Source organism: Xanthomonas hortorum (genome assembly GCF_011305375.1).
Taxonomy (GTDB): Bacteria; Pseudomonadota; Gammaproteobacteria; order Xanthomonadales; family Xanthomonadaceae; genus Xanthomonas; species Xanthomonas hortorum_E.
Genome location: NZ_VCME01000016.1, coordinates 156,735 through 176,271, shown reverse-complemented (window position 1 = coordinate 176,271; position 19,537 = coordinate 156,735). Strand labels below are relative to the sequence as shown.

21 protein-coding genes and 1 tRNA gene are annotated in these 19,537 nt (G+C 60.7%); 12 read left to right on the top strand and 10 right to left on the bottom strand.

From position 1 onward, the window contains the following. The 5 genes from FFY45_RS15295 to FFY45_RS15275 form a co-directional block, all read left to right on the top strand. On the top strand, positions 1–168 hold a 168-nt coding region (locus FFY45_RS15295), incomplete at its 5' end, for a transposase (RefSeq protein WP_176341073.1). 163 nt (positions 169–331) lie between these two features. Next, positions 332–940 carry a hypothetical protein gene (locus tag FFY45_RS15290; protein ID WP_176341072.1) on the top strand — a complete coding sequence of 203 codons (609 nt, stop codon included), beginning with the start codon at positions 332–334 and terminating at the stop codon, positions 938–940. A gap of 122 nt (positions 941–1,062) precedes the next feature. Continuing rightward, positions 1,063–1,893: a three-Cys-motif partner protein TcmP gene (gene tcmP / locus FFY45_RS15285; protein ID WP_176341071.1), complete on the top strand. Its 831-nt coding sequence runs from the start codon at positions 1,063–1,065 to the stop codon at positions 1,891–1,893. 277 nt (positions 1,894–2,170) lie between these two features. Next, positions 2,171–2,914: a DUF5131 family protein gene (locus FFY45_RS15280; RefSeq protein ID WP_176341070.1), complete on the top strand. Its 744-nt coding sequence runs from the start codon at positions 2,171–2,173 to the stop codon at positions 2,912–2,914. Between the two features lie 13 nt (positions 2,915–2,927). After that, the gene (locus FFY45_RS15275; protein WP_176341069.1) at positions 2,928–4,196 is read left to right on the top strand and encodes a three-Cys-motif partner protein TcmP; all 1,269 of its coding nucleotides are present in this window, start codon (positions 2,928–2,930) and stop codon (positions 4,194–4,196) included. Between the two features lie 63 nt (positions 4,197–4,259). On the opposite strand, the gene FFY45_RS15270 is transcribed toward FFY45_RS15275, so the two are convergent. Both FFY45_RS15270 and FFY45_RS15265 read right to left on the bottom strand, forming a co-directional pair. Continuing rightward, positions 4,260–5,129, bottom strand: coding sequence for a DUF2971 domain-containing protein (locus FFY45_RS15270; protein ID WP_176341068.1), 870 nt, complete (start codon positions 5,127–5,129; stop codon positions 4,260–4,262). Then, positions 5,126–5,473, bottom strand: a complete 348-nt coding sequence (locus FFY45_RS15265) for a helix-turn-helix domain-containing protein (RefSeq protein ID WP_176341067.1) — start codon at positions 5,471–5,473, stop codon at positions 5,126–5,128. Before FFY45_RS15265 ends, FFY45_RS15270 begins: the two co-directional genes overlap by 4 nt. A gap of 104 nt (positions 5,474–5,577) precedes the next feature. On the opposite strand from FFY45_RS15265, the gene FFY45_RS15260 reads away from it, so the two are divergent. From FFY45_RS15260 to FFY45_RS15245, 4 genes are all read left to right on the top strand, one after another. Then, positions 5,578–6,330 (top strand): hypothetical protein, encoded by a 753-nt coding sequence (locus tag FFY45_RS15260; RefSeq protein WP_176341066.1) that lies wholly within the window; start codon positions 5,578–5,580, stop codon positions 6,328–6,330. Positions 6,331–6,372: 42 nt separating this feature from the next. Beyond that, positions 6,373–6,687, top strand: coding sequence for a hypothetical protein (locus FFY45_RS15255; protein ID WP_176341065.1), 315 nt, complete (start codon positions 6,373–6,375; stop codon positions 6,685–6,687). Beyond that, positions 6,684–7,064 (top strand): hypothetical protein, encoded by a 381-nt coding sequence (locus FFY45_RS15250; protein ID WP_176341064.1) that lies wholly within the window; start codon positions 6,684–6,686, stop codon positions 7,062–7,064. The genes FFY45_RS15255 and FFY45_RS15250 overlap by 4 nt, the downstream gene beginning before the upstream one ends. 129 nt (positions 7,065–7,193) lie before the next feature. Beyond that, the gene (locus FFY45_RS15245) at positions 7,194–7,478 is read left to right on the top strand and encodes a hypothetical protein (protein WP_176341063.1); all 285 of its coding nucleotides are present in this window, start codon (positions 7,194–7,196) and stop codon (positions 7,476–7,478) included. Positions 7,479–7,583: 105 nt separating this feature from the next. Here FFY45_RS15245 and FFY45_RS15240 read toward each other — a convergent pair whose 3' ends face one another. The 5 genes from FFY45_RS15240 to serS form a co-directional block, all read right to left on the bottom strand. Next, on the bottom strand, positions 7,584–7,868 hold the full coding sequence (locus tag FFY45_RS15240; protein ID WP_176341062.1) for a hypothetical protein: 285 nt from the start codon (positions 7,866–7,868) through the stop codon (positions 7,584–7,586). 338 nt (positions 7,869–8,206) lie between these two features. Then, on the bottom strand, positions 8,207–9,721 hold the full coding sequence (locus tag FFY45_RS15235; RefSeq protein ID WP_176341061.1) for a site-specific integrase: 1,515 nt from the start codon (positions 9,719–9,721) through the stop codon (positions 8,207–8,209). 83 nt (positions 9,722–9,804) lie between these two features. Further along, positions 9,805–9,894 (bottom strand) — tRNA-Ser (locus FFY45_RS15230). Positions 9,895–10,218: 324 nt separating this feature from the next. Then, complete coding sequence (locus tag FFY45_RS15225) at positions 10,219–11,235, bottom strand: LysR family transcriptional regulator (protein ID WP_176341060.1); 1,017 nt, start codon at positions 11,233–11,235, stop codon at positions 10,219–10,221. Positions 11,236–11,722: 487 nt separating this feature from the next. Beyond that, on the bottom strand, positions 11,723–13,003 hold the full coding sequence (gene serS, locus FFY45_RS15220) for a serine--tRNA ligase (RefSeq protein ID WP_176341059.1): 1,281 nt from the start codon (positions 13,001–13,003) through the stop codon (positions 11,723–11,725). Between the two features lie 111 nt (positions 13,004–13,114). On the opposite strand from serS, the gene FFY45_RS15215 reads away from it, so the two are divergent. Beyond that, positions 13,115–13,780, top strand: a complete 666-nt coding sequence (locus FFY45_RS15215) for an energy transducer TonB (protein WP_176341058.1) — start codon at positions 13,115–13,117, stop codon at positions 13,778–13,780. A 361-nt stretch (positions 13,781–14,141) separates the two neighbouring features. Beyond that, positions 14,142–14,609 carry an energy transducer TonB gene (locus FFY45_RS15210; protein ID WP_176341078.1) on the top strand — a complete coding sequence of 156 codons (468 nt, stop codon included), beginning with the start codon at positions 14,142–14,144 and terminating at the stop codon, positions 14,607–14,609. On the opposite strand, the gene aroA is transcribed toward FFY45_RS15210, so the two are convergent. The 3 genes from aroA to serC form a co-directional block, all read right to left on the bottom strand. Next, the gene (gene aroA, locus FFY45_RS15205) at positions 14,593–15,909 is read right to left on the bottom strand and encodes a 3-phosphoshikimate 1-carboxyvinyltransferase (protein WP_176341057.1); all 1,317 of its coding nucleotides are present in this window, start codon (positions 15,907–15,909) and stop codon (positions 14,593–14,595) included. The two genes, FFY45_RS15210 and aroA, sit on opposite strands and share 17 nt — an antisense overlap. A gap of 122 nt (positions 15,910–16,031) precedes the next feature. Further along, on the bottom strand, positions 16,032–17,231 hold the full coding sequence (gene pheA, locus FFY45_RS15200; RefSeq protein WP_095574583.1) for a prephenate dehydratase: 1,200 nt from the start codon (positions 17,229–17,231) through the stop codon (positions 16,032–16,034). 66 nt (positions 17,232–17,297) lie between these two features. After that, positions 17,298–18,383, bottom strand: coding sequence for a 3-phosphoserine/phosphohydroxythreonine transaminase (gene serC / locus FFY45_RS15195; RefSeq protein WP_176341056.1), 1,086 nt, complete (start codon positions 18,381–18,383; stop codon positions 17,298–17,300). Between the two features lie 179 nt (positions 18,384–18,562). Between serC and msrP the strand changes: the two genes are divergently transcribed. Beyond that, entirely contained in the window at positions 18,563–19,531 is a 969-nt protein-coding gene (gene msrP / locus FFY45_RS15190) for a protein-methionine-sulfoxide reductase catalytic subunit MsrP (protein ID WP_176341055.1), read from the top strand. Positions 19,532–19,537 lie beyond the last annotated feature (6 nt).

Genomic DNA, 19,537 nt, shown 5'->3' with positions numbered 1-19,537 from the left:
AAGGTGGAGCATCCGTTCCGGGTGATCAAGCGCCAGTTCGGTTACACCAAGGTCCGCTATCGCGGCCTGGCCAAGAACACCGCACACGTGCTGACCTTGTTTGCGCTCTCCAATCTGTGGATGAAGCGAAAGCAGTTACTGCCTGCCATGGGGAGCGTGCGCCTGTAACCCGGGGATTTCCCACGGAAAGCGCCAGAAATGGCCAAACTCCGAAGATCCAAACGCGACTCTCCGCAACGACGCGACATTCCGCGCTCTCAGGCCGCGTTATTCAGACCTTCCCTAATGGTCAACATAGGATTTATCCCTGCGACCAAAAGGAGTTTGATGCATGTCGAAAATCACACTGATCAACCAGACCAACGAGACCGTTCGCCTCGCGCTGTTTCAGAAGCCCATCAGGAACCCCACTCTGGCAACCATTGCTTGGCAAGTCGTCGCACCGCCCCCGGGTGGCAGCTCGATAGTAGACATCCCGCCTGACTTCAGCGTGCAGGCCCGCTACTCCAACGATCCCACGAACCCGAGCAATCTGGACACGTCGACCAGGCCGGTGAGCTTTTCGGAGACCTCGGCTTCGTTTTCGATCGACGGCGTGTTGTCACAGGACCGCCGCGCGAATGGCGCTGTGATCAACCATAGCCCCGACGATCTAGTCCTCAACGAAGTTCGTGTCATCAATAACTTCAGCATTGGCGCTGAAACCACGATCTACCGTGGTGGCGATGCGATCTATGAGGCGCAGGTCATCTGGCCAGGGGGCCTATTCCTGGAAGATCTCCGCACCAGCATGTATGTGGCAGTGATTTCGCAGTTCACATACAAGGGCCAGCGATTGGTGCAAGAAGAGCTGAGCATGACCGAAACCGAGGTCCCGGAAGGCGGCTCGCTCATCGTGACCGGCTCGATGTGGACCGGCTACTCGCTCAATGCTGCATAAGCCGCGGCCGCTTGAATTTTGTCTTGACCCAGCCTGGTCTGCAAGACGCTTCTAGCGCTAGACAAGCAGCAGCGTTAAGATTTCAAAGCAAGGATTAGTGCTCACGGCCACAAGGGGAAAAAATGCCGACAAAGCGCACGGAAGAGCGTTACGAAATTGACCCGCACGACGGGTTAAAGGCTGAAGTTGTTGGAGCCTGGGCACAAGAAAAGCATGCGCGCTTGCGTCACTACGTCGACATCAGTCGCGCCGCACGTAGAAAATTCGACAAGAATTCCACCTACATTGATTTGTATTGCGGGCCTGGTCGCGCGAAGATCAAGGATACAACAACCTTTATTTCTGGCGGGGCGCTGGCTGCCGTTGACGCAGCACGCAGCGTGCCCTTTGGATCTATCCATATCGCCGACCTTGACGAGTCCAATGCCGAGGCATGCAGGCGCCGCATGGAAGCCAGTGGATTCGGCCCAGTGAATCACCTTGTTGGACGGGCGGAAAACACTGCAAAAGCGATTGTATCCAAGCTATCGCGCACTGGGTTGCACTTCGCTTTTCTTGATCCTTATAACGTGCAATCACTTCCCTTCGAAGTTCTAAGGACTCTTGCTCAGATGGAGCATATCGATTTATTGATTCATCTGAGTGCCATGGATCTCACCAGAAACGTTAAACAATTGATGTCTAGTGGGGCCCTCGAACTGTTCGCACCCGGTTGGCGCGAGCACGTCAATCCCGCCGAGCGAAACGATTTAGCAGTGCGAGCTGTGGTTCGCCATTGGTGCAACCTGATTCGGCAACTCGGTTACAAAGATGTAAGCGATCGGCTGGAACTCGTGTCGGGCAAAAAGAACCAACCACTGTATTGGCTAGTCTTGGCCTCAAAGAACGAGCTGGGTCGTCGGTTCTGGGGCGAGGTGAGCAATGTGACACCACAGCATCGCCTGCCCTTCTAACAAGCCCCACGGGGACGCATGCAGCGGCTACCCGCAAGAGCTCGGCAGACAGTTGGCAGGGAACGGAGACTCGTGTGGGCAGCTGCCGCTCTGCTTAGCGTCCGTGCGCTGTGTTTGGCAGGGCTGGCCAGTCGTCGCTGCACTTTCGTCCACAGGCTGGGTGGACGCGCACCTGTGCTTGTATCTTTTAGCCTACAGGTAAGCCGGCTACACTTCTCAGCGAAAAGGCGATTCCACTTGGGTCGCCCGCATCACCTGAAGTCCTGAGAGCACTGCTATGACGACGTCTTCCCGAATTGAGTGGACCGAGCAGACGTGGAACCCCATAGTCGGGTGCACGAAGATTTCTGCTGGCTGCAAGCATTGCTATGCCGAAGTCATGGCACGGCGGCTTCAGGCCATGGGAACGCCTGGTTACGAAAACGGGTTTGCCTTGCGCTTGATCGAAGAGCGCCTGAGCGACCCCATGAAGCGCAAAAAAGCCACGATCTACTTCGTGAACTCCATGTCCGATCTGTTCCACGAGAAAGTGCCGTCCGAATACATTGATCGGGTGATGGACGTGATTTCTCAGACGCCGCAGCACAGCTACCAAATTCTGACCAAGCGAGCCGCGCGGATGGCGCGCTACTTCAAGAGTCGCGCTGTTCCCAGTAACGCCTGGCTTGGTGTATCAGTTGAAAACCGGCGCCACGGTGTGCCGCGCATTGACCACCTCCGTAAGGTAGATGCCAAAATTCGCTTCCTGTCCGTCGAGCCGCTCCTGGAGGATGTTGGTGAGCTGGATCTGTCGAACATCCACTGGGTCATTGTCGGGGGCGAATCCGGCGCCAAGGCACGGCCGATGAAGCCAGAGTGGGCAGACGCAGTCCGTATCCAGTGCTCAGAGCAGGACGTGGCTTTCTTCTTCAAGCAATGGGGTGGCTGGGGCGCAGATGGAAAGCGACGTGCTAAGGCTAAAAATGGACGGCTTTTGAATGGACGCACATGGGACGAAATGCCCATGCACGCAATGATGTAGGAAGACCGCACAGATGACGCTTGCTCCTTACACTTGGGATGATGGAGTTCCGGCAACGATCCAGCAGCACAGCATCGCCAAGCATGAAGTGCTGCGAGAGTATCTGGTCGCCTATCTACAGACTCTGGTAACTAGACCTGCCCAAGACGCACTCAGCGTCACCTTAATTGACGGCTTTGCTGGGGGAGGCGTCTATCAGCACCAAGACACAAAAGAAATTGTTTTAGGGTCTCCGTTCATTTTTCTAGAAGCCGCAAAGGAGGCAGAGGCATTAATTGCTATTGGCCGACAAAAACCTTTGCGATGGAACTTGGACTACTTCTTTGTCGAGAAGAACAAGAAAGCGCATAGGCATTTGAAATACGCGCTTGAGGAGCGCGGCTACGGGTCCAGGATCGACAAAGACATTCACCTCATCAATGATTCTTTCGACAAACATGCCAGCAACCTAATTCAGTTCGTCAAGCAAAAAAGCCCGATCAAGGGACGTTCGATCTTTCTCCTTGACCAGTATGGCTACTCCCATGTTCCTGCCTCTCAAATCAGGGGCATATTTCACACTCTCCCAACTGCGGAAGTTATCCTAACTTTTGCTGTCGATGCTTTTATCAACTTCGCGTCAGACACTGAAGCCACACGGCGCATCCTGAAGCGCATCGACCTCCCAGACGTGCTGAAGGGGCGAACACTAGAAGACATCAAGCGCGTTGAGAAAGACTTCAGGCTGTATATCCAGAGCTGCTTTTACAAGGAGCTAGTGGAGCAGTGCGGCGCCAAGTTCTTCACCGTCTTCTTCATCAGGACTACCGGCCATGGTGACTATTGGCTAGTTCACCTCTCGCAGCACCCTAAAGCGCGAGATGTCATGACGACAGTCCATTGGAGCAAGAATAACCACTTCATCCACTACGGGGATGCTGGCTTGGACATGTTCCGCACGCTTGGGTATAGCACCAGCGCTGACTCGCGCTTTACGGGACAGAACGAGCTTGGCTTTTGCTTTGATGAGAACGCTGGCGAAGCCAGCGTCGAAGCGTTGGTAAATCAGCTCTCGCCTCTCATCCATGCTCAGCCGGAGGGAATCACGTTCGGCGAACTCTTCGCTGCGCACTGCAACAGTTCACCAGCAGACGCTCAGAAGTATCGCCTTGCACTCGAAAAACTCATCGACTACAAAGAATTGACTGCAATCTCAAAGGACGGTGCACGCAGGTTACGTGCAACAACCATCACTGGTAGCGACCTTCTCAAAGTATCGAACCAAAGCTTTTTTTCGTTCTAACCATTTTCTGCGGACTAGGATCAGTAACCACCACTAGTTTGAGAAGGCCTAATTGGCGGCGTCTCACTCAGCGACATCGAACGGAAGCGCATATCGGCCGTGAGCTCCGAATACCATCGCGCCCGAGGGACGAATGTGTGCCACCTCATTAGGATCAACAAGATTACGGCTCATCTCGAAGGATCCAGGCTTGAAGCTTGCTTCATAAAAATTTGGCTTAACCTTGTGGCCGCTGAATACAAGCATGAGCGCTGTCATTACGTGCCTGGGACAACGCATACCAAACGTGATTCCACATATGTCAAATGGTGCACATCCTGCACCAAATCCACGAGAAACGTCCCGCCATTCTTCCTCATACGCCCAATCTGGCGACTTGCGAAAGTAAGCTGACTCAACAACTGCCCTTAGCGCCCGCTCATCGTTCTGCAGCTTCCATCCAGCGATATCCGATAATTTAACCCCTCGATCGCTCGCGTAGTCAACGGGCGCAAGGTGTTGGCATCGATGGTTCGTTGCGTCGTATTCAATGCAGAATCCGCGATGGCTATCAGCGTAATGACTCCACATCAACGGACTGTCCCAGCGAGAAGACAACGTGAGCATGCCGCGGCTCCCTAAGATCTCGCGAACCCTGCCATCTATCTCCCTCTTTGCTGCACCAACATACTCCTCGACAGACGCTTTAACGTCGTTGTAATCCTCGTCATAAGTCCATTGGTTGCGCTGAAGCCGTTGAACAGCGTCCTCGGGAAAAAGCCTCTGATGAAGTGCCTCGATCGTCAGGCGATCAATGTCGTTAATTGTCTCGGTAAGCTCTTCAACCGGGTCATTGAACGCAGCTGTCCGAGAATACCAAGACTCACTTTCGCAGATAAGTTTCAGTGAGAAAGAATCAAACGCTCGATACTTGAATAATCGTTCTGGAATCATCGCCGAAAGTCTTCTTCTGTATCGCCGATATGTGCTTCAAGTTGTGCCAGCGCTTTACGTCGCTCCCGAGCTGACATCTTGGCGAGTGCCATGATGGCTCGAGCCGTCTCCTCATCCTCCGCCACCAAGTAGGCCATTGGCACCCCTAAGGTGTCAGCCAGCTTCCCCAGCCCATCCAAATCGATGCCACTGGTCTCGTTCTCGTAGCGATTGACCCGGCTACTGGCCAACTTCTTATCAAGCCCCATCAGCACCCCCAAAGCCCGCTGGCTTGGGATGCCTTGCAGTTCCCGAGCCTGTTTCAGGCGGGCAGCAAAAAGGGCACGGGGGGAAGCCTTCGGCACGTGAACGAATGTTGAAAAGTTGGCCGGACAGCATGACTTGCTCCTCCACTGCATGGCAGACTCTTCATGAAATGTAGCACCCTCCAACAACACACGGGGATTTCATGGACATCGCAAGGATCGCAGGCGCAGCCCTGCTTGCATTGACCGTGGCCGGCGTCGCCCAGGCCCAGGACGCACAAGAACAGAAGCCGGGCTTCTTCAGCCAGCTCGGAAAGAGCCTGGCCGACTCGGGCAAGCAGATGGTCGGCATCAAGCCGAACGCCACAAGCAAGGCTGGCGATCAGGGGACGGGCTCGATCTACACGCCTATCAGCGGCACCGGGAAGTTGTCGGGTCTCTTCAAGGGCGACAGCCACCAGGCTGCCCAGGCGGGGCGCCTGGACTGGCCTCGAGTGGCGTTGACCTTTACCGAGTGGGGGGCATCCCTGCCCTGCTGGACCGCAGAAGCCCGCATCTGGACCAGCCCCACTGCCTCGACGACCGAGACCTTCCGCACCTGCTTCGATGCCGCGGTGACGGAGACCGACGACCTGGGCGAAACGGCGGAGCTCAACAGCGCAGCCCTGTGGAAAGGCAGGGACACGCTCACCGGCATTCGCGTGCCGCCCAGCAGGCCCAACACGGGCGCTCAGCGGTCTACCGGCCCCAACCCGCCTACACAGCCGTTCGTGGTCAACGTGAGCCGCCCCGGCGTCGCTGACCGTGCTGTGGATGTGTCGCTGCGTGTGGCCTTTGTCAGCGGCTTCATCCAGACCGCGGATCTGCACCCCGGCCCCTCAGGAATGCTGACCCCGTTCAAGGACAGCCGGATGTGGATCGCCGGGTTCAAGCCCGACGGGAACCGCGACAAGTAAGCCGCCTCCGTCCCTGCTCCCATTACTCAATAAAGGAACGACATGAAAAACGCATGGAACGGCTTGGTCGCATTGACCATGGCACTGGGCCTGACCGCCTGCGGCGGCAAGCCCTCCTCTGACAACGCCAAGGAGGCCTTTGTCCGACTGCTGAAAGACAGCGGTGCCGGCCAGGTCACCGACGTTCAACAGTTCGAGCTCTCCGGCTGCGTGGAAGCGGAAGGCGTCGACGGCTACCGCTGCGACACGAGGGGCAAGGTGGCGATCGACATCGGAGGCCGCCAAGTGCCCATCCCCGTGAGCAAAAACCTGCGCTACGCCAAAGAAGACGGGGCCTGGAGGGCCTACGCCAAATGAAGACCCAATCGAATTCGATGATGGGAACGTCAGCCGGCGCTGTGGGTGGGCTTGATGGGGACGGCGCCATGCGCGCTGCCCCTAAAAAGGTGACCACACCGCACAACCGATTCTTCTGGTGGTACTCGCTCAGTCTGCTCTTCCTGGGCCCATTCGGCTTTATCGTTGGGCCGCTCATGGCTCGGCGAGGTTTGCGAAAAGCAGAGCGCCTCTACGCTTTCGAGGCTCACATGGCCCGTCAGCGCGATCGTGGCTTCAGCTGGTGGCAGTGGTGGGTCATGACCCCACTGACCGTCATGGCGGCCTTCTGGGTCACCTCGGTGCTGAGCAGTCTACCGATGGCGCTGCTTGTGTTGTGGCTGCAGCTGACCCGATAGACCCAAACATTAATTGGGGAGGGGAGGGTTGCCCTACCAAGGCACCCGGCTCAGGCCCTGCAGCAAAGCTACGCCAAATGAGCGCGCCCCTCTTCTCCTAGACCAAGCTGCCTCCGCCGCCGCAAGTTGATGACCCCGCGCACCAGGTTCTTTTGGTGGTATTCGGGAGCATTGTTCTTCCTCGGACCTTTCGGATTCGTCGTCGGGCCGCTTGTGACATGGCGAGGAACACGGAAGGTAGAACGCCTTCAGGCGGTCGCGGCGTGGGAAGCTCGACAACGAGACCACGGCTTCACCTGGTGGCAGTGGTGGATCATGACCTCGCTGACCCTGCTTGGCGCGTTCTGGATGTTCGGGCTGCTGAGTGGGCTGCCGATGCTGCTGATGGTGCTCTATGGGCAACTGTTTAACTGACATCTCGCTCGGAGACACTACAGAAAAGGGCCGCGTTGCGGCCCTTTTTACTTGAATAATGACGCAGCATAGAAGCCGTATGCGACAGCCACTATCGGCCTGCTCTCACGTGGAAACATCCTCTGCCTCATCATCAGGCTCGTTGGTCTCTGAAGTGACAACACCTGAAGGATGGAAGTCCATGACCCTAATTACGGATGAGCCTTCATCGACATCGAACGCGACATCCCAAGTCGTCCCCGAAATGGGAGCAACCCAGAACACTTGGCTGCCACATTGTACCCGTCGACCTCGCCTCGCGCCGGAGAGCTTCTTCGCACCATTGCGCAGCTTCTTCGCAAAATCTCGAATGGTCTTGTCGCTAGCCTGCCCTTTCAGTGCAGATTTCATTCTCTCGATTGTCAGTTTCGCGTCGTCGGAAATGAGGACACGATAAACCCTCACCGACTAAAATCTCGCCTAGGAGCAGGCTGGCCAAGTTCCGGCGAGTCAAGCTTTCGGTCAATCTCGTCCATCTCTTCGCAGTAAGCGTCGAGCGACGTAAAAGTGTGTGGGTTTTCGACTGCGTGTTGCTGTATGCGAGCCACTTTAAGCAGCCATGAGTTGTAGGTGTCGTCAGTCATCACATGCTCCACAAGAACTACCCATAATTAGGCTATCACATTCACACTTCCGGTCAAATGTAAAGAAATTAAGAGTGCTCCAGACGGCCACTCTGCGTTTCGCCCCTAGCGCCTTCTTTGAACAGCATGGGATGCTACAGCGATCTTTTCCACGCAGAGCTTGTACGATATTGCTGTGAGCCCAGGAGAGTGTGGGCCGATGCCAAAGAGCTTCTCTAGCGACGTAAAATCGCGGCTATAGGTAGCATGATGTTCATCATCCAGCTCGTGCCCCACGATTTGAGCCCTGAGCTCTGATACCACTCCAGCGCCTTGGAGTTCCTGAATAAATGTCTTCCTGAGCGAGTGGAACCCACGCTTCGCCGGCTCCCAGCTTTTCCCCACCTCAGCCAGGTGCCTGCTAAACGCCTTGGTGATCCAGTTGCCCTGCCCGTTCACGGCCGTGGCCTTGGCCGCCGGGAACAATCTTGTTTGACCCGCCTTCTGCTTCCCATCGACCCAATCTAGGAAGCCCGTCTTGATTAGCTCGGGATGTAGCGGCACCGTCCGAAGGCTCACCTCAGTTTTCACTTTCTGGTGCTCGCCCTCGTCGGAGACCCGGATGCATGGGATGCCATCCTCCTGGAACACGTCCTTGATGAGCAGCTGGCCGACCTCGGATGCCCTCGCACCGGTGTAGAGCCCAATCAGCGAAGCCCAGCGGGCCGATTCAGAAAGCTTGGCCAGCGCCTCGGGCGCGAACAGAGCCTGGATCTGCGCCCTATCGTAGGCTTTGAAGCCCAGCTTCTTCCGGGCACGCTTCTCGCGCTGGGAGTAGCTCACGTGGCCGCTCGCCGGGTTGTCGCCCTTCGGGTAGTGGCCTGACGCCATCGCCCACTCAAAAAAGCCTCCCCGCCCACCGATATACGACTGCTTGTTCGTCAGGGTGGGCGTGGACGCCCCCTTCTCCCGCATGTCCTGATACCAACGCGCCAAATCTGAGCGCGTGATGGCATGAACCTTCATCTCCGGCCTCAGGAACGATACCAGCGCCTCGATGGCCGTTTTCTTGATCGTGTAAGTTTTGGGAAGGGTGGACGGCTTGAGCGTCGCCAGGAACGCGTCACGTGCCTTGCCCAGCGTCATCGTTTCGATGGCCGGCGCAGATGACTGCCTACTTGGGCCAGCATGCGTTGAGCCAAACATGGTTGGCACGGCAACCGGGTGGGCCCGAGCCTGCAAGGCAGCGCCGGCCATCGCTTCCAACTCCATGAGCTGCCGATACAGCTTCAAGTCCTTCGGGCTGTCGATCTGCCACTGCTCCGTCACCACCCCATCGGGCTGGCGGGTGCGGTTGAGCGTCAGGTCCTGAAGATTTTCTGCGCTCGTCAGACGCGCAATGAGCAGATCCGCGTCCGACTTGCTGAGCTTGGTCACGCGTTGATCCTTCAACTGTGCGAAGAGCCGAGCATAGCCCGCCCCCAGCACGACCGCACGCACGTGAGCCTGCGGCAAGTCCTTCGTTTGCAAGGTGCGTTTGATAAGCCGGCAGCCCATCACGGTTTGCAAATCGACGGGCACACGTTGGACGAACGACCAGCGGCCGGTGGACGACCGGCTCAAATGATGAGGGATGCGCATGCGAGTTTTTCCTCTGCATGCTTCTTGCCTCCAATCAATCCGCCTAAAAAATTAATGATTAAAATCAATAACTTAGACGTGACTGGCGGAGAGAGTGGGATTCGAACCCACGGAAGGTTTGACCCTTCGCCGGTTTTCAAGACCGGTGCCTTCAACCGCTCGGCCATCTCTCCGATGCTGCTTTGATTCTGCTCTGCGTGGTCGCCGATGGCATCGGTGTATCACGCAGGCGCCACGCGCTTTGCGGGTGACGCTGATGGTGACCACCGCTTGTGCGGTGTCACCCACCCCCGAGATCGCTCCCGGGCGCGCATTCTCGCATGCCCGGGCGCGCTTTGCTTAGTTGCGCCGCGCTTTTGAATCGCGCAGCGCGCTACGCCGTCAATCGTGGCAGGCCGCTACCGTTGCGTGTCTGCCGGCCGCAGCCAAACCGGGCATCTGAAGCGAGCTGACTGCCGAATGGCGTGTCAGCCGGCCTCGGCGGCCAGGCGCAGCGCTCAGCCGGCTTCGGCCACGGCCAGACGCGGTGCGGTACCGGTGGCACGCTTGAGCTTTTCGGCCAGTTCGGCGCAGTTGCCGCCGCAATCCAGACGCGAGCGTTCGATCTCGCGCGGCAGGTGCTCGGCCAGGAAATCGATGAACACGCGCACCGCCGGCAGCAGGCCGCGGCGCGAGGCGAACACGGCGTGGCAGATGCCTTGCGGCAGCGACCAGTGCGGCAGCACCACTTCCAGTTCGCCGCTGCGCACCGCCTGGGCGCACACGGTCTCCGGCAACATGGTGATGCCGAAGCCATCGCGCGCCATCGACTGCAACAGCGGGAAATCGAAACCGGCCAGACGCGGCTGCAGGTCTACGCGGCGCATCTCGCCGTTGGGGCCGTGCAGTTCCCAGCGCTGATGCGCTTCGTCTTCGCTGGTGCTCATGGTGGTGTGGTTGGCCAGCTCGCTCGGGTCTTTCGGGCGGCCGGCGCGGTCCAGGTACTTGGGGCTGGCGACCAGCAATTCCTGCACCTGGCCGAAGCTGCGCATCACCAGGCTGCCGTCGTCGTCCAGGCGCGAGCGCACGCGCAGTGCGATGTCGTAGCCCTCATTGATGACGTCGACGCGGCGGTTGCTGATGTTGAGCTGCAGCCGCACCTTGGGGTACTTGGTCAGAAATTCCGGCAACAGCTTGGGCAATTGAATCTGCGCCAGCGAGACCGGAACGCTCACACGCACAAGGCCACGCGGCTCGGCGCTGAGACGATCCACCACCTCGCGCGCGGCCTGGGCTTCGGCCAGCATAGTCTGGGCATGGCGATGCACGCTGGTGCCGACGTCGGTCACCGCAAAGCGGCGCGTGGAGCGCTGCAGCAGGCGCACGCCCAGGTCGGTTTCGAGCTGGCTGATACGCCGGCTCAGGCGCGACTTGGGGATCCCGAGCGCACGCTCGGCCGCAGCGAAGCCGCCGTGGTCCACCACCATCGCGAAGTAGTACAGGTCATTTAGGTCGTGCATGGCGCAGGTATCCATGGATAGAACGATAAGTGATATTTAAGCACCTTTATCCCAACAGGGCAACGACCGCGGTCGCATCGGATTCCCGGTCTGCCGGGCTTCCGGGATATGGAATGCTTGGCGTCGAGGACCTCTCGTCTTGCCGCGAAAGCGCGCAGCGCACCGGCGTTGGCGCCAATGGGTCGTGACCGCAGGATCCGCAAAGGTGATCTGCCAGACGAAGCGCATGAGCTCTTCACGTAAAAACGCAAACGGGGCCAGTGACGGCCCCGTTGTCTTCAATGTTTTTGGAAACGGCCAGGTCGCGTACATCTGTCGGCTGCACGGCCGTATCGGCAGCAGCACTTGGAGTGGCTAACAAAACGTAGCGAACACTCGTCGGTGAGTACGAACAGCCCGCTCAACACCGGCATGCACGCGTGGCACTTGCCACTGCCGAACAACGGACGCGCCCGCCTGGCGATGAGCGCAGCCCGCTTTCAGCACCTTTTGTCAGCCGCGCTTACCCGATCCGCTCGATCCCGCCCATATACGGACGCAGCACCTCGGGCACATCGATGGAGCCATCGGCGTTCTGGTAGTTCTCCATCACCGCGATCATTGCGCGGCCCACGGCGGTGCCCGAGCCGTTGAGCGTGTGCATCAGCTCCGGCTTGCCGCTGGTCGGATTGCGCCAGCGCGCCTGCATGCGCCGCGCCTGGAAATCGCCGCAATTGGAACACGACGAAATCTCGCGATAGGTGTCCTGCGAAGGCAGCCACACTTCCAGATCGTAGGTCTTGATCGCAGCAAACCCCATGTCGCCCGTGCACAGCAGCACCTTGCGATACGGCAGCCCGAGTTTTTCCAGCACCACCTCGGCGCAGCGCGTCATGCGCTGATGCTCGGCATCGCTGTCTTCCGGCGCACAGGCGGTGACCAGCTCCACTTTTTCGAACTGGTGCTGGCGGATCATGCCGCGCGTGTCGCGGCCGCCGCTGCCGGCTTCGGCACGGAAGCACATCGAATGCGCGGTCATGCGCAGCGGCAAGCGCTCGGCATCGACGATCTCGTCGCGCACGATATTGGTCAGCGGCACTTCCGAGGTGGGGATCAGATAGCGGCGTGACTCGCCCACTTCGGTCTGGAACAAATCGTCCTCGAACTTCGGCAACTGCCCGGTGCCACGCATCGACTCGGCGTTGACCAGCAAGGGCACATTGGTCTCTTCGTAGCCATGCTCGCCGACATGCAGATCGAGCATGAATTGCGCCAGCGCGCGATGCAGACGCGCGATCGGCCCGCGCAACACGGTGAAACGTGCGCCCGACAACTTGGCGGCGGTTTCGCCATCCAGCCAGCCATGCGGCGCGCCAAGTTCCACATGATCCTTGACCGCGAAATCAAACTGGCGCGGCGTGCCCCAGCGCGATTGCTCGACGTTCTCGCTCTCGTCCTTGCCGTGCGGCACATCGTCGGCCGGCAGATTGGGCAGGCCCAGCGCGATGGTTTCGAGTTTGGCGCGGATCGCATCCAGCGCGTCTTCGGAAGCCTTGAGCTCATCGCCGAAACCAGCCACTTCCGCCATCAGCGCGGTGACATCCTCGCCCTTGGCCTTGGCCTGCCCGATCGCCTTGGATTTGGAATTGCGCTGACTCTGCAGCTCCTGCGTGCGCACCTGGATGCGCTTGCGCTCGCCTTCCAGCGACTCCAGTTCCGCGGTGTCCAGGGCGAAACTGCGCGTGCTGCGCAGGCGCTCGGCAAGGTCGGCGGGATGTTGGCGAAGCAGGGCCGGATCTAGCATCGGAAGTCTGTGGGTCAGTAGGAAGCGCGAGATTATCGCCTGTTCCGCCACCTGCTGCGATCGATTCACCGCCGCTATGCCAGAATTGACCCGATCCTTCAGGTGAGCCCTATGCCCGCGCCCCGCCCTGCGTCCGATCGCCAGATCGTTCTACGTCTGCCCCGCCACACCCTGAAAATTGCCGGTATCGCCTTCGTTGCCGGGCTGCTGTTGTTCCTGTTGGTGTGGGCCACCGGCCGCAAGGACGACTTCTACAAGGCCTCGCCGGCCCAGCCGAGCGCAGGTGCCCCAGCCACCGACGATATCCAGCCGCTACCCGCGCCGCTGCCGGCCCAGGACGGCGCCAGCGACATGCCGCAGGCCAAGCCGCCCGAAGAAACCGCGACCCTGGTGGACACTGCGCCGCCTGCCACACCCGCGCCGATGCCCTTGCCCGAAGACACCGGTCCTGGAGCGCCTGGCACCACAGCACCCACAAATACTACGGTAGCCGCAGGCGGCGATCGCCCGGTACCGATGCAGGGCCAGATGCCGCCGCCGCGGTACCCCTCGGCCGCGTTGCGTCGTGGCGATGCCGGCGATGTGGTGGTGCGGGTGGACGTAGACGCAGCGGGCAAGCCCGGCGGCGTGACACTGGTGCAGCGTAGCGGTTCGCGCGATCTGGACCGCGCCGCGATGGAAGCGGTGCGTCAGTGGCGCTTCCACCCGGCGCAGCGCAATGGCCAGCCGATTGCCGGCAGTGTGGATATCCCCTTCGAGTTCAAGCCGGCGCAGTAAGACCTGCGGACAGCACCGTCGCAGATGGTCATCAGATGGCCACGCGCAAAGCGTTGACGCATCAGCGCATGCATCGGAATCTGGTCTGCCGGGCGCGCCAATCTGGCAGCGGCACGGGTGATTTGCCAGTTCGACAAAGCTGAACGCCTGCCGAGTTTTAGCCCTTCATTGGCGCCCTGCCTTAGCTCCCCCTCAGGCAGCGCCGACCAGACTGGCCGTGTCATCCCACAGATGCGCCAGGAGGCCGGCCATGTCCTTCACCTCGAATCCTTCTTCACACCAGACGCAATCGCTGCCGCAACAGGCCGCGCACGTGCGTGAGCGTGTGCGCGAAGACGATGCAGATGGCGCATCGCCGTGGTTGTGGGCCACCCTGCTGGCGGTGCTGGTGGTATTGCCGACCTGGTGGTGGACGCGGCATGGCGACGAATCGTTTGCGCAGGACATGCGCCCGTTGCCGGCGGCAAGCCGCCAGATCCTGCCTACCTCCGAAGGCCCGCGTGCGATGACCATGATTGCGCACCAGCCGGCGCGTACACCGGTCAGCAGCGAAGAAGCCAAGCCGCTGCCGGGTAACGCGATGCCGCGCTATCCAGCCGACATTGCGCAAGCCGGCATCGAAGGCAGCCGCACCGCGCGTCTGCAACTGGATGTGCAGGGCCAGGTGAGCGATGTGACCATCGTCGATCGCAGCGGCAGCGACGACCCGCGTCTGGATGCTGCGGTGATGGAGAGCCTGGGGCAATGGCGCTTTGAACCTGCGACACGCGACGGCCACGCGGTCGTCAGCAGCGTGCAGGTGCCGGTCGAATTTACGTCCGAACGTTGAGCCCGAACCCGGCGCCCTGCGCCAAGGTATCGAAACCTGGAAACGAGGTCGCGACATTGGCGACATCGTTCACCTGCACGGTGCCGGTCGAGAGCTGACCGGCAATGGCGAAAGCCATCGCAATGCGGTGATCGCCGTGGCTTTCGATCACACCGCTACCGATGCTGCCGCCGTGAATGGTCGCACCATCCGGCGTCTCGTCGACTTGCACGCCAAGCGTGCGTAGCCCGGTGGCCATGGCCGCCAGACGATCGGATTCCTTGACCCGCAATTCGGCCGCCCCAGTCACAACCGTCTGCCCGTTCGCCGCAGCAGCAGCCACGAACAAGGCCGGGAACTCGTCGATCATGTCCGGCACCAGCGCTTCGGGAATCTGCGCGCCCTGCAGCGGTGCGTAGCGTACGCGCAGATCGGCCACCGGCTCGCCGCCATGTTCGGCGTGGTTTTCTTCGACGATATTCGCGCCCATCAGCCGCAACGCAGCGAGCAGCCCGGTGCGACGCGGATTCAAGCCCACCGCACGCAGCACCACTTCAGAACCGGGAATGATGCTTGCGGCAACGATGAAGAACGCTGCCGACGAGAAATCCGCCGGCACCGCGATATCGGTCGCACGCAGCCGCTGACCACCGCGCAGACGCGCCTTGCCTGGCGAGAAATCGATCTCTACGCCGAATGCGGACAACATGCGTTCGGTGTAATCGCGCGTTGGGTGCGGCTCGGTCACCGAGGTGTCGCCCTTTGCATACAACCCTGCCAACAACACGGCGGATTTGACCTGTGCGCTGGCCACCGGCGAGACGAAGTCGATGCCATGCAACGCTTGCCCGCCATGCACGCGCAATGGCGGCGTGCCGTCTTCTTCGGTGTCGATGCGGGCGCCCATCTGCGCCAGCGGGCCGGTCACGCGCCGCATCGGGCGCTTGGACAAGGAGTCGTCGCCCACCAGCACGCTGTCGAAGCGCTGCGCGGCCAGCAGGCCGGCGAGCAGGCGCATGCCGGTGCCGGCGTTACCGCAGTCCAGCGCCTCATTCGGCGGCTGCAGGCCATCCACGCCCACGCCGTGCACGATGCGCTGCGATGCCGACGGCGTTTCGATGCGCACGCCGAGCTTGGCGAAAATGGCCGCAGTGGAGCGCGTGTCTTCGCCTTCGAGAAAGCCATCGATCTGCGAGATGCCATCGGCCAAGGCGGCGAACATCACCGCGCGATGCGAGACCGATTTGTCGCCGGGAATGGCCAGGCTGCCCTGCAGTGCGCTGCCCTGCTGCGCGATCCAATGTTGCGTATTACTGCTCATGCGTGTGGTCCGATTGCTGCGGCAGCGCCATGCACGGCACTGCGCTTTGAAGAATGGTGTGGTAGCGCCGTCGCCTTGCAGATGGCGGCGCGTCAGCTGTTACCGGCTTAGAGGAAAAGCGCTTACGGAATCGCCACCGGATACGAGCCCAGCACCTTGATCTGCGCCGAGTGCGCTTCCAGTTCGGCCAGCGCCTGCTTCATCGCCTCGTCTTCCACGTGGCCGGCCAGATCGATGAAGAAGCCGTACTCCCATTTGGCCTGATGCGAGGGCCGCGACTCGATGCGATTCATGCTGATGCCATGCCGCGCGAATGGGCTGAGCACGTCGAACAATGCGCCCGGCTTGTCGTGGATGAACACCAGCACCGAGGTGCGGTCGTGCCCGGACGAGGGAAAGATCTGCCGGCCGATCACCAGAAAGCGCGTGGTGTTGTCGTCGTCGTCTTCGATCGACTTCATGATGACTTTCTTCAAGCCATACACGTGCGCGGCGCTCTCCCCACCGATCGCCGCGGCATCTTCGGCATTGCGGGCGCGGCGCGCGCCCTCGGCATTGCTGGAGACGGCGATTTTCTCGACCTTGGGCAGGTGCGAACGCAACCAGCCGGCGGTCTGCGCGAACGACTGTGAGTGCGCGTAGATACGCTCGATATCTTCCAGCCGGCCATTGCGCGAGAGCAGGTACTGATGCACGCGCAGCTCGACTTCGCCGCAGATTTTCAGGTTGGAGGTCAGGAACATGTCCAGCGTGACCTGGATGGTGCCCTGCCCGGAATTTTCCACCGGCACCACGCCGAAATCGGCGTTGCCGGCTTCCACTTCCTGGAACACTTCTTCGATGGTCGCCATCGGCAGGCCCACTGCCGAGCGACCGAAGTGCTTGAGCACCGCCTGCTGGCTGAAGGTGCCTTCCGGGCCGAGGTAACCGATCTTCAACGGTTCCTGCTGGGCCAGGCACGCAGACATGATTTCGCGATACACGTGCACCAGCACTTCATCGCTGAGCGGGCCTTCGTTGCGGTCCACCACCATGCGCAGCACCTGCGCCTCGCGCTCGGGCCGGTAGTAGTCCACCGCCGCGGCGAGCTTGCCCTTGGCCTTGCCGACCTGATGGGCGAAGTTGGCGCGCTCGGCGATCAGCTCCTGGATGGTGCGGTCGATCTGGTCGATCTTGGCGCGCACGTCGGCCAGCACTGGCGCGGCGACCGCCGGCTTTGCAAGCTTGCCTGCAACTTTTTCCGCAGATTTCTCTACCGATTTACTCGCCGGCTTGGTCTTGCCGCCAGTCGCGGTGGTGGGCTTGTTGGACTTGGGAGCCATCGCTGGGCATTCCTTGAATAACGGCGCATGCGCCTGCGCGGCAGTTGCCGCAGTCGAAGAGAAGACTCAGCCGTGCCGCTGCTGGAAGTCGTGCATGAAGCTCACCAGCGCCTGCGCGCCTGCCACCGGCATCGCGTTATAGAGCGAGGCACGCAAGCCGCCGACGGCCTTGTGCCCCTTCAACGCCAACAGGCCGGCCGCCTTGGATTCGCTGACGAACAACGCATCCAACTGCTCATCGGGCAGAAAGAACGGGATATTCATGCGCGAACGCACGGCGGGCTTGATCAGGTTGCGATAGAAGCCGCCGGAGCCATCGATGGCGCCATACACCAGCGCGGCTTTCTCCGCATTGCGACGCGCGAACTCCTCCACCCCGCCCTGCTCCAGCATCCACTTTACGTTGAGGCCGAGCAGATACCAGTTCCAGGTCGGCGGCGTGTTGAGCATCGAATCGCGGGCCGCGTGCGAGGCGTAGTTGAAGATATCCGCGCGCGGCTGGCCGGCACGTTCGAGCAGGTCGCGCCGCACGATCAGCACCGAGATGCCGACCGGCCCAAGATTTTTCTGCGCCCCGGCGTAGATCAATCCGTAGCGCGAGATGTCCAGCGGCTCGGAGGCGATCGACGAACTGAAGTCGGCGAACAACGGCAACGTGCCCACATCCGGCGTGTCGCGAAACTCCACGCCATGGATGGTCTCGTTGGCGGTGATGTGCACATAGGCCGAGTGCGGCGACAAAGTCCAGCTGGCCACCGGCGGGATATCGGTGAAGCCTTCCGCCTGGCCGTCGGCAGCGATCCGTGCATCCACATAAGGCGCGGCCTGCTTGATCGCGGTCTTGCCCCAGTGCCCACTGATCACATAGTCGGCGGCCTGACCGGGCGCGGCGAAATTCAGCGGCAGCAGCGCCTGGATGGTGGTGGCGCCACCGGCAGTGAACAGCACCGCGTAGTCGTTGGGAATCGACAACAGGGTGCGCAGATCGGCTTCGGCCGCGGCCGCCACGGCCATGAAATCGGCGCTGCGGTGGCTGATTTCCACGATCGAGGCGCCGACGCCATTCCACTCGACCATCTCCGCCTGCGCCTGCCGCAGGACCGATTCCGGCAATGTCGCAGGGCCGGCACTGAAATTGAACGCGCGTGTCATGGCACACCTTGTCGAGCTAGCCTTCTAGTATGCCGCAGCGCATCGGCCTTGGCAGCGTTGCAGAAAAGTTGCAGCTGCATCCTTCTCACCGACGCCGACGTATGGTGTTGCAGCGTCCATGGGCAGCACCGTCACCGTGGTCCGTTATTCTCATCTGCAGCCACTGTCAGGAGCGAGCCATGTCCCTTCGCGATGTCTTGAAGACGCCGTCCAGCGAGATCACCGATGAGGCCGTTTACCGCGACCGGCGCCGGCTGCTGCAGCTGTTCGCGCTGACCCCGGCTCTGGGCGTGGCCGGGTGCGCCGAGGCCGACCCGCCGCCTCCGCCCAAAACCGTGGTGACGCCGGCGCAAGCGCGCAGCGGCTTCCGTACCGCCGAGGAACTGACCCGGCTGGAAGACGTCACCAGCTACAACAATTTCTACGAATTCGGCACCGACAAGACCGACCCTTCGAAGGCCGCCAAGACCTTGAAGCTGTCACCGTGGTCGGTGAAGGTCAGCGGCGAGTGTGAAAAGCCGGGCAGCCTGTCGCTGGACGAATTGCTCAAGGGCATTCCTGCCGAAGAACGCATCTACCGGCTGCGCTGCGTGGAAGGCTGGTCGATGGTGATTCCGTGGACCGGCGTACCGCTGGGCGAGGTGCTCAAGCGCTTTGCGCCGACCTCCAAGGCCAAGTACGTGGCGTTCACCACGCTGGCCGACCCGCAGCAAATGCCCGGCGTGCGCTACCGCTCGATCAACTGGCCGTATCGCGAAGGCCTGCGCATCGATGAAGCGATGCATCCGCTGACCTTGCTGGCCACCGGCCTGTACGGCAAGCCGCTGCCGCAGCAGAACGGCGCGCCGTTGCGGCTGGTGGTGCCGTGGAAGTACGGCTTCAAGAGCATCAAGTCGATCGTGGAGATCCGCTTCGTCGAGAAGATGCCCGAGACCGCGTGGCACGATCTGCAGCCGTCCGAATATGGGTTCTTTTCCAACGTCAATCCGGCGGTGGACCATCCGCGCTGGAGCCAGAAGACCGAGCGGCGTATCGCCGGCACCGCCAGCAAGTTGTTCGCCGAGCGCATCGCGACCAAGCCGTTCAACGGCTATGCGGATCAGGTCGCTTCGTTGTACGCGGGGATGGATTTGAAGAAGTGGTTCTAGGCAACA

Bases quoted from the DNA above. Each gene is read 5' to 3' on its own strand.
- FFY45_RS15290 (WP_176341072.1), top strand. From the start codon at position 332: ATGTCGAAAATCACACTGATCAACCAGACCAACGAGACCGTTCGCCTC.
- tcmP (WP_176341071.1), top strand. From the start codon at position 1,063: ATGCCGACAAAGCGCACGGAAGAGCGTTACGAAATTGACCCGCACGAC.
- FFY45_RS15280 (WP_176341070.1), top strand. From the start codon at position 2,171: ATGACGACGTCTTCCCGAATTGAGTGGACCGAGCAGACGTGGAACCCC.
- FFY45_RS15275 (WP_176341069.1), top strand. From the start codon at position 2,928: ATGACGCTTGCTCCTTACACTTGGGATGATGGAGTTCCGGCAACGATC.
- FFY45_RS15270 (WP_176341068.1), bottom strand. From the start codon at position 5,129: ATGATTCCAGAACGATTATTCAAGTATCGAGCGTTTGATTCTTTCTCA.
- FFY45_RS15260 (WP_176341066.1), top strand. From the start codon at position 5,578: ATGGACATCGCAAGGATCGCAGGCGCAGCCCTGCTTGCATTGACCGTG.
- FFY45_RS15255 (WP_176341065.1), top strand. From the start codon at position 6,373: ATGAAAAACGCATGGAACGGCTTGGTCGCATTGACCATGGCACTGGGC.
- FFY45_RS15250 (WP_176341064.1), top strand. From the start codon at position 6,684: ATGAAGACCCAATCGAATTCGATGATGGGAACGTCAGCCGGCGCTGTG.
- FFY45_RS15245 (WP_176341063.1), top strand. From the start codon at position 7,194: ATGACCCCGCGCACCAGGTTCTTTTGGTGGTATTCGGGAGCATTGTTC.
- FFY45_RS15240 (WP_176341062.1), bottom strand. From the start codon at position 7,868: ATGAAATCTGCACTGAAAGGGCAGGCTAGCGACAAGACCATTCGAGAT.
- FFY45_RS15235 (WP_176341061.1), bottom strand. From the start codon at position 9,721: ATGCGCATCCCTCATCATTTGAGCCGGTCGTCCACCGGCCGCTGGTCG.
- FFY45_RS15225 (WP_176341060.1), bottom strand. From the start codon at position 11,235: ATGGATACCTGCGCCATGCACGACCTAAATGACCTGTACTACTTCGCG.
- serS (WP_176341059.1), bottom strand. From the start codon at position 13,003: ATGCTAGATCCGGCCCTGCTTCGCCAACATCCCGCCGACCTTGCCGAG.
- FFY45_RS15215 (WP_176341058.1), top strand. From the start codon at position 13,115: ATGCCCGCGCCCCGCCCTGCGTCCGATCGCCAGATCGTTCTACGTCTG.
- aroA (WP_176341057.1), bottom strand. From the start codon at position 15,909: ATGAGCAGTAATACGCAACATTGGATCGCGCAGCAGGGCAGCGCACTG.
- pheA (WP_095574583.1), bottom strand. From the start codon at position 17,231: ATGGCTCCCAAGTCCAACAAGCCCACCACCGCGACTGGCGGCAAGACC.
- serC (WP_176341056.1), bottom strand. From the start codon at position 18,383: ATGACACGCGCGTTCAATTTCAGTGCCGGCCCTGCGACATTGCCGGAA.
- msrP (WP_176341055.1), top strand. From the start codon at position 18,563: ATGTCCCTTCGCGATGTCTTGAAGACGCCGTCCAGCGAGATCACCGAT.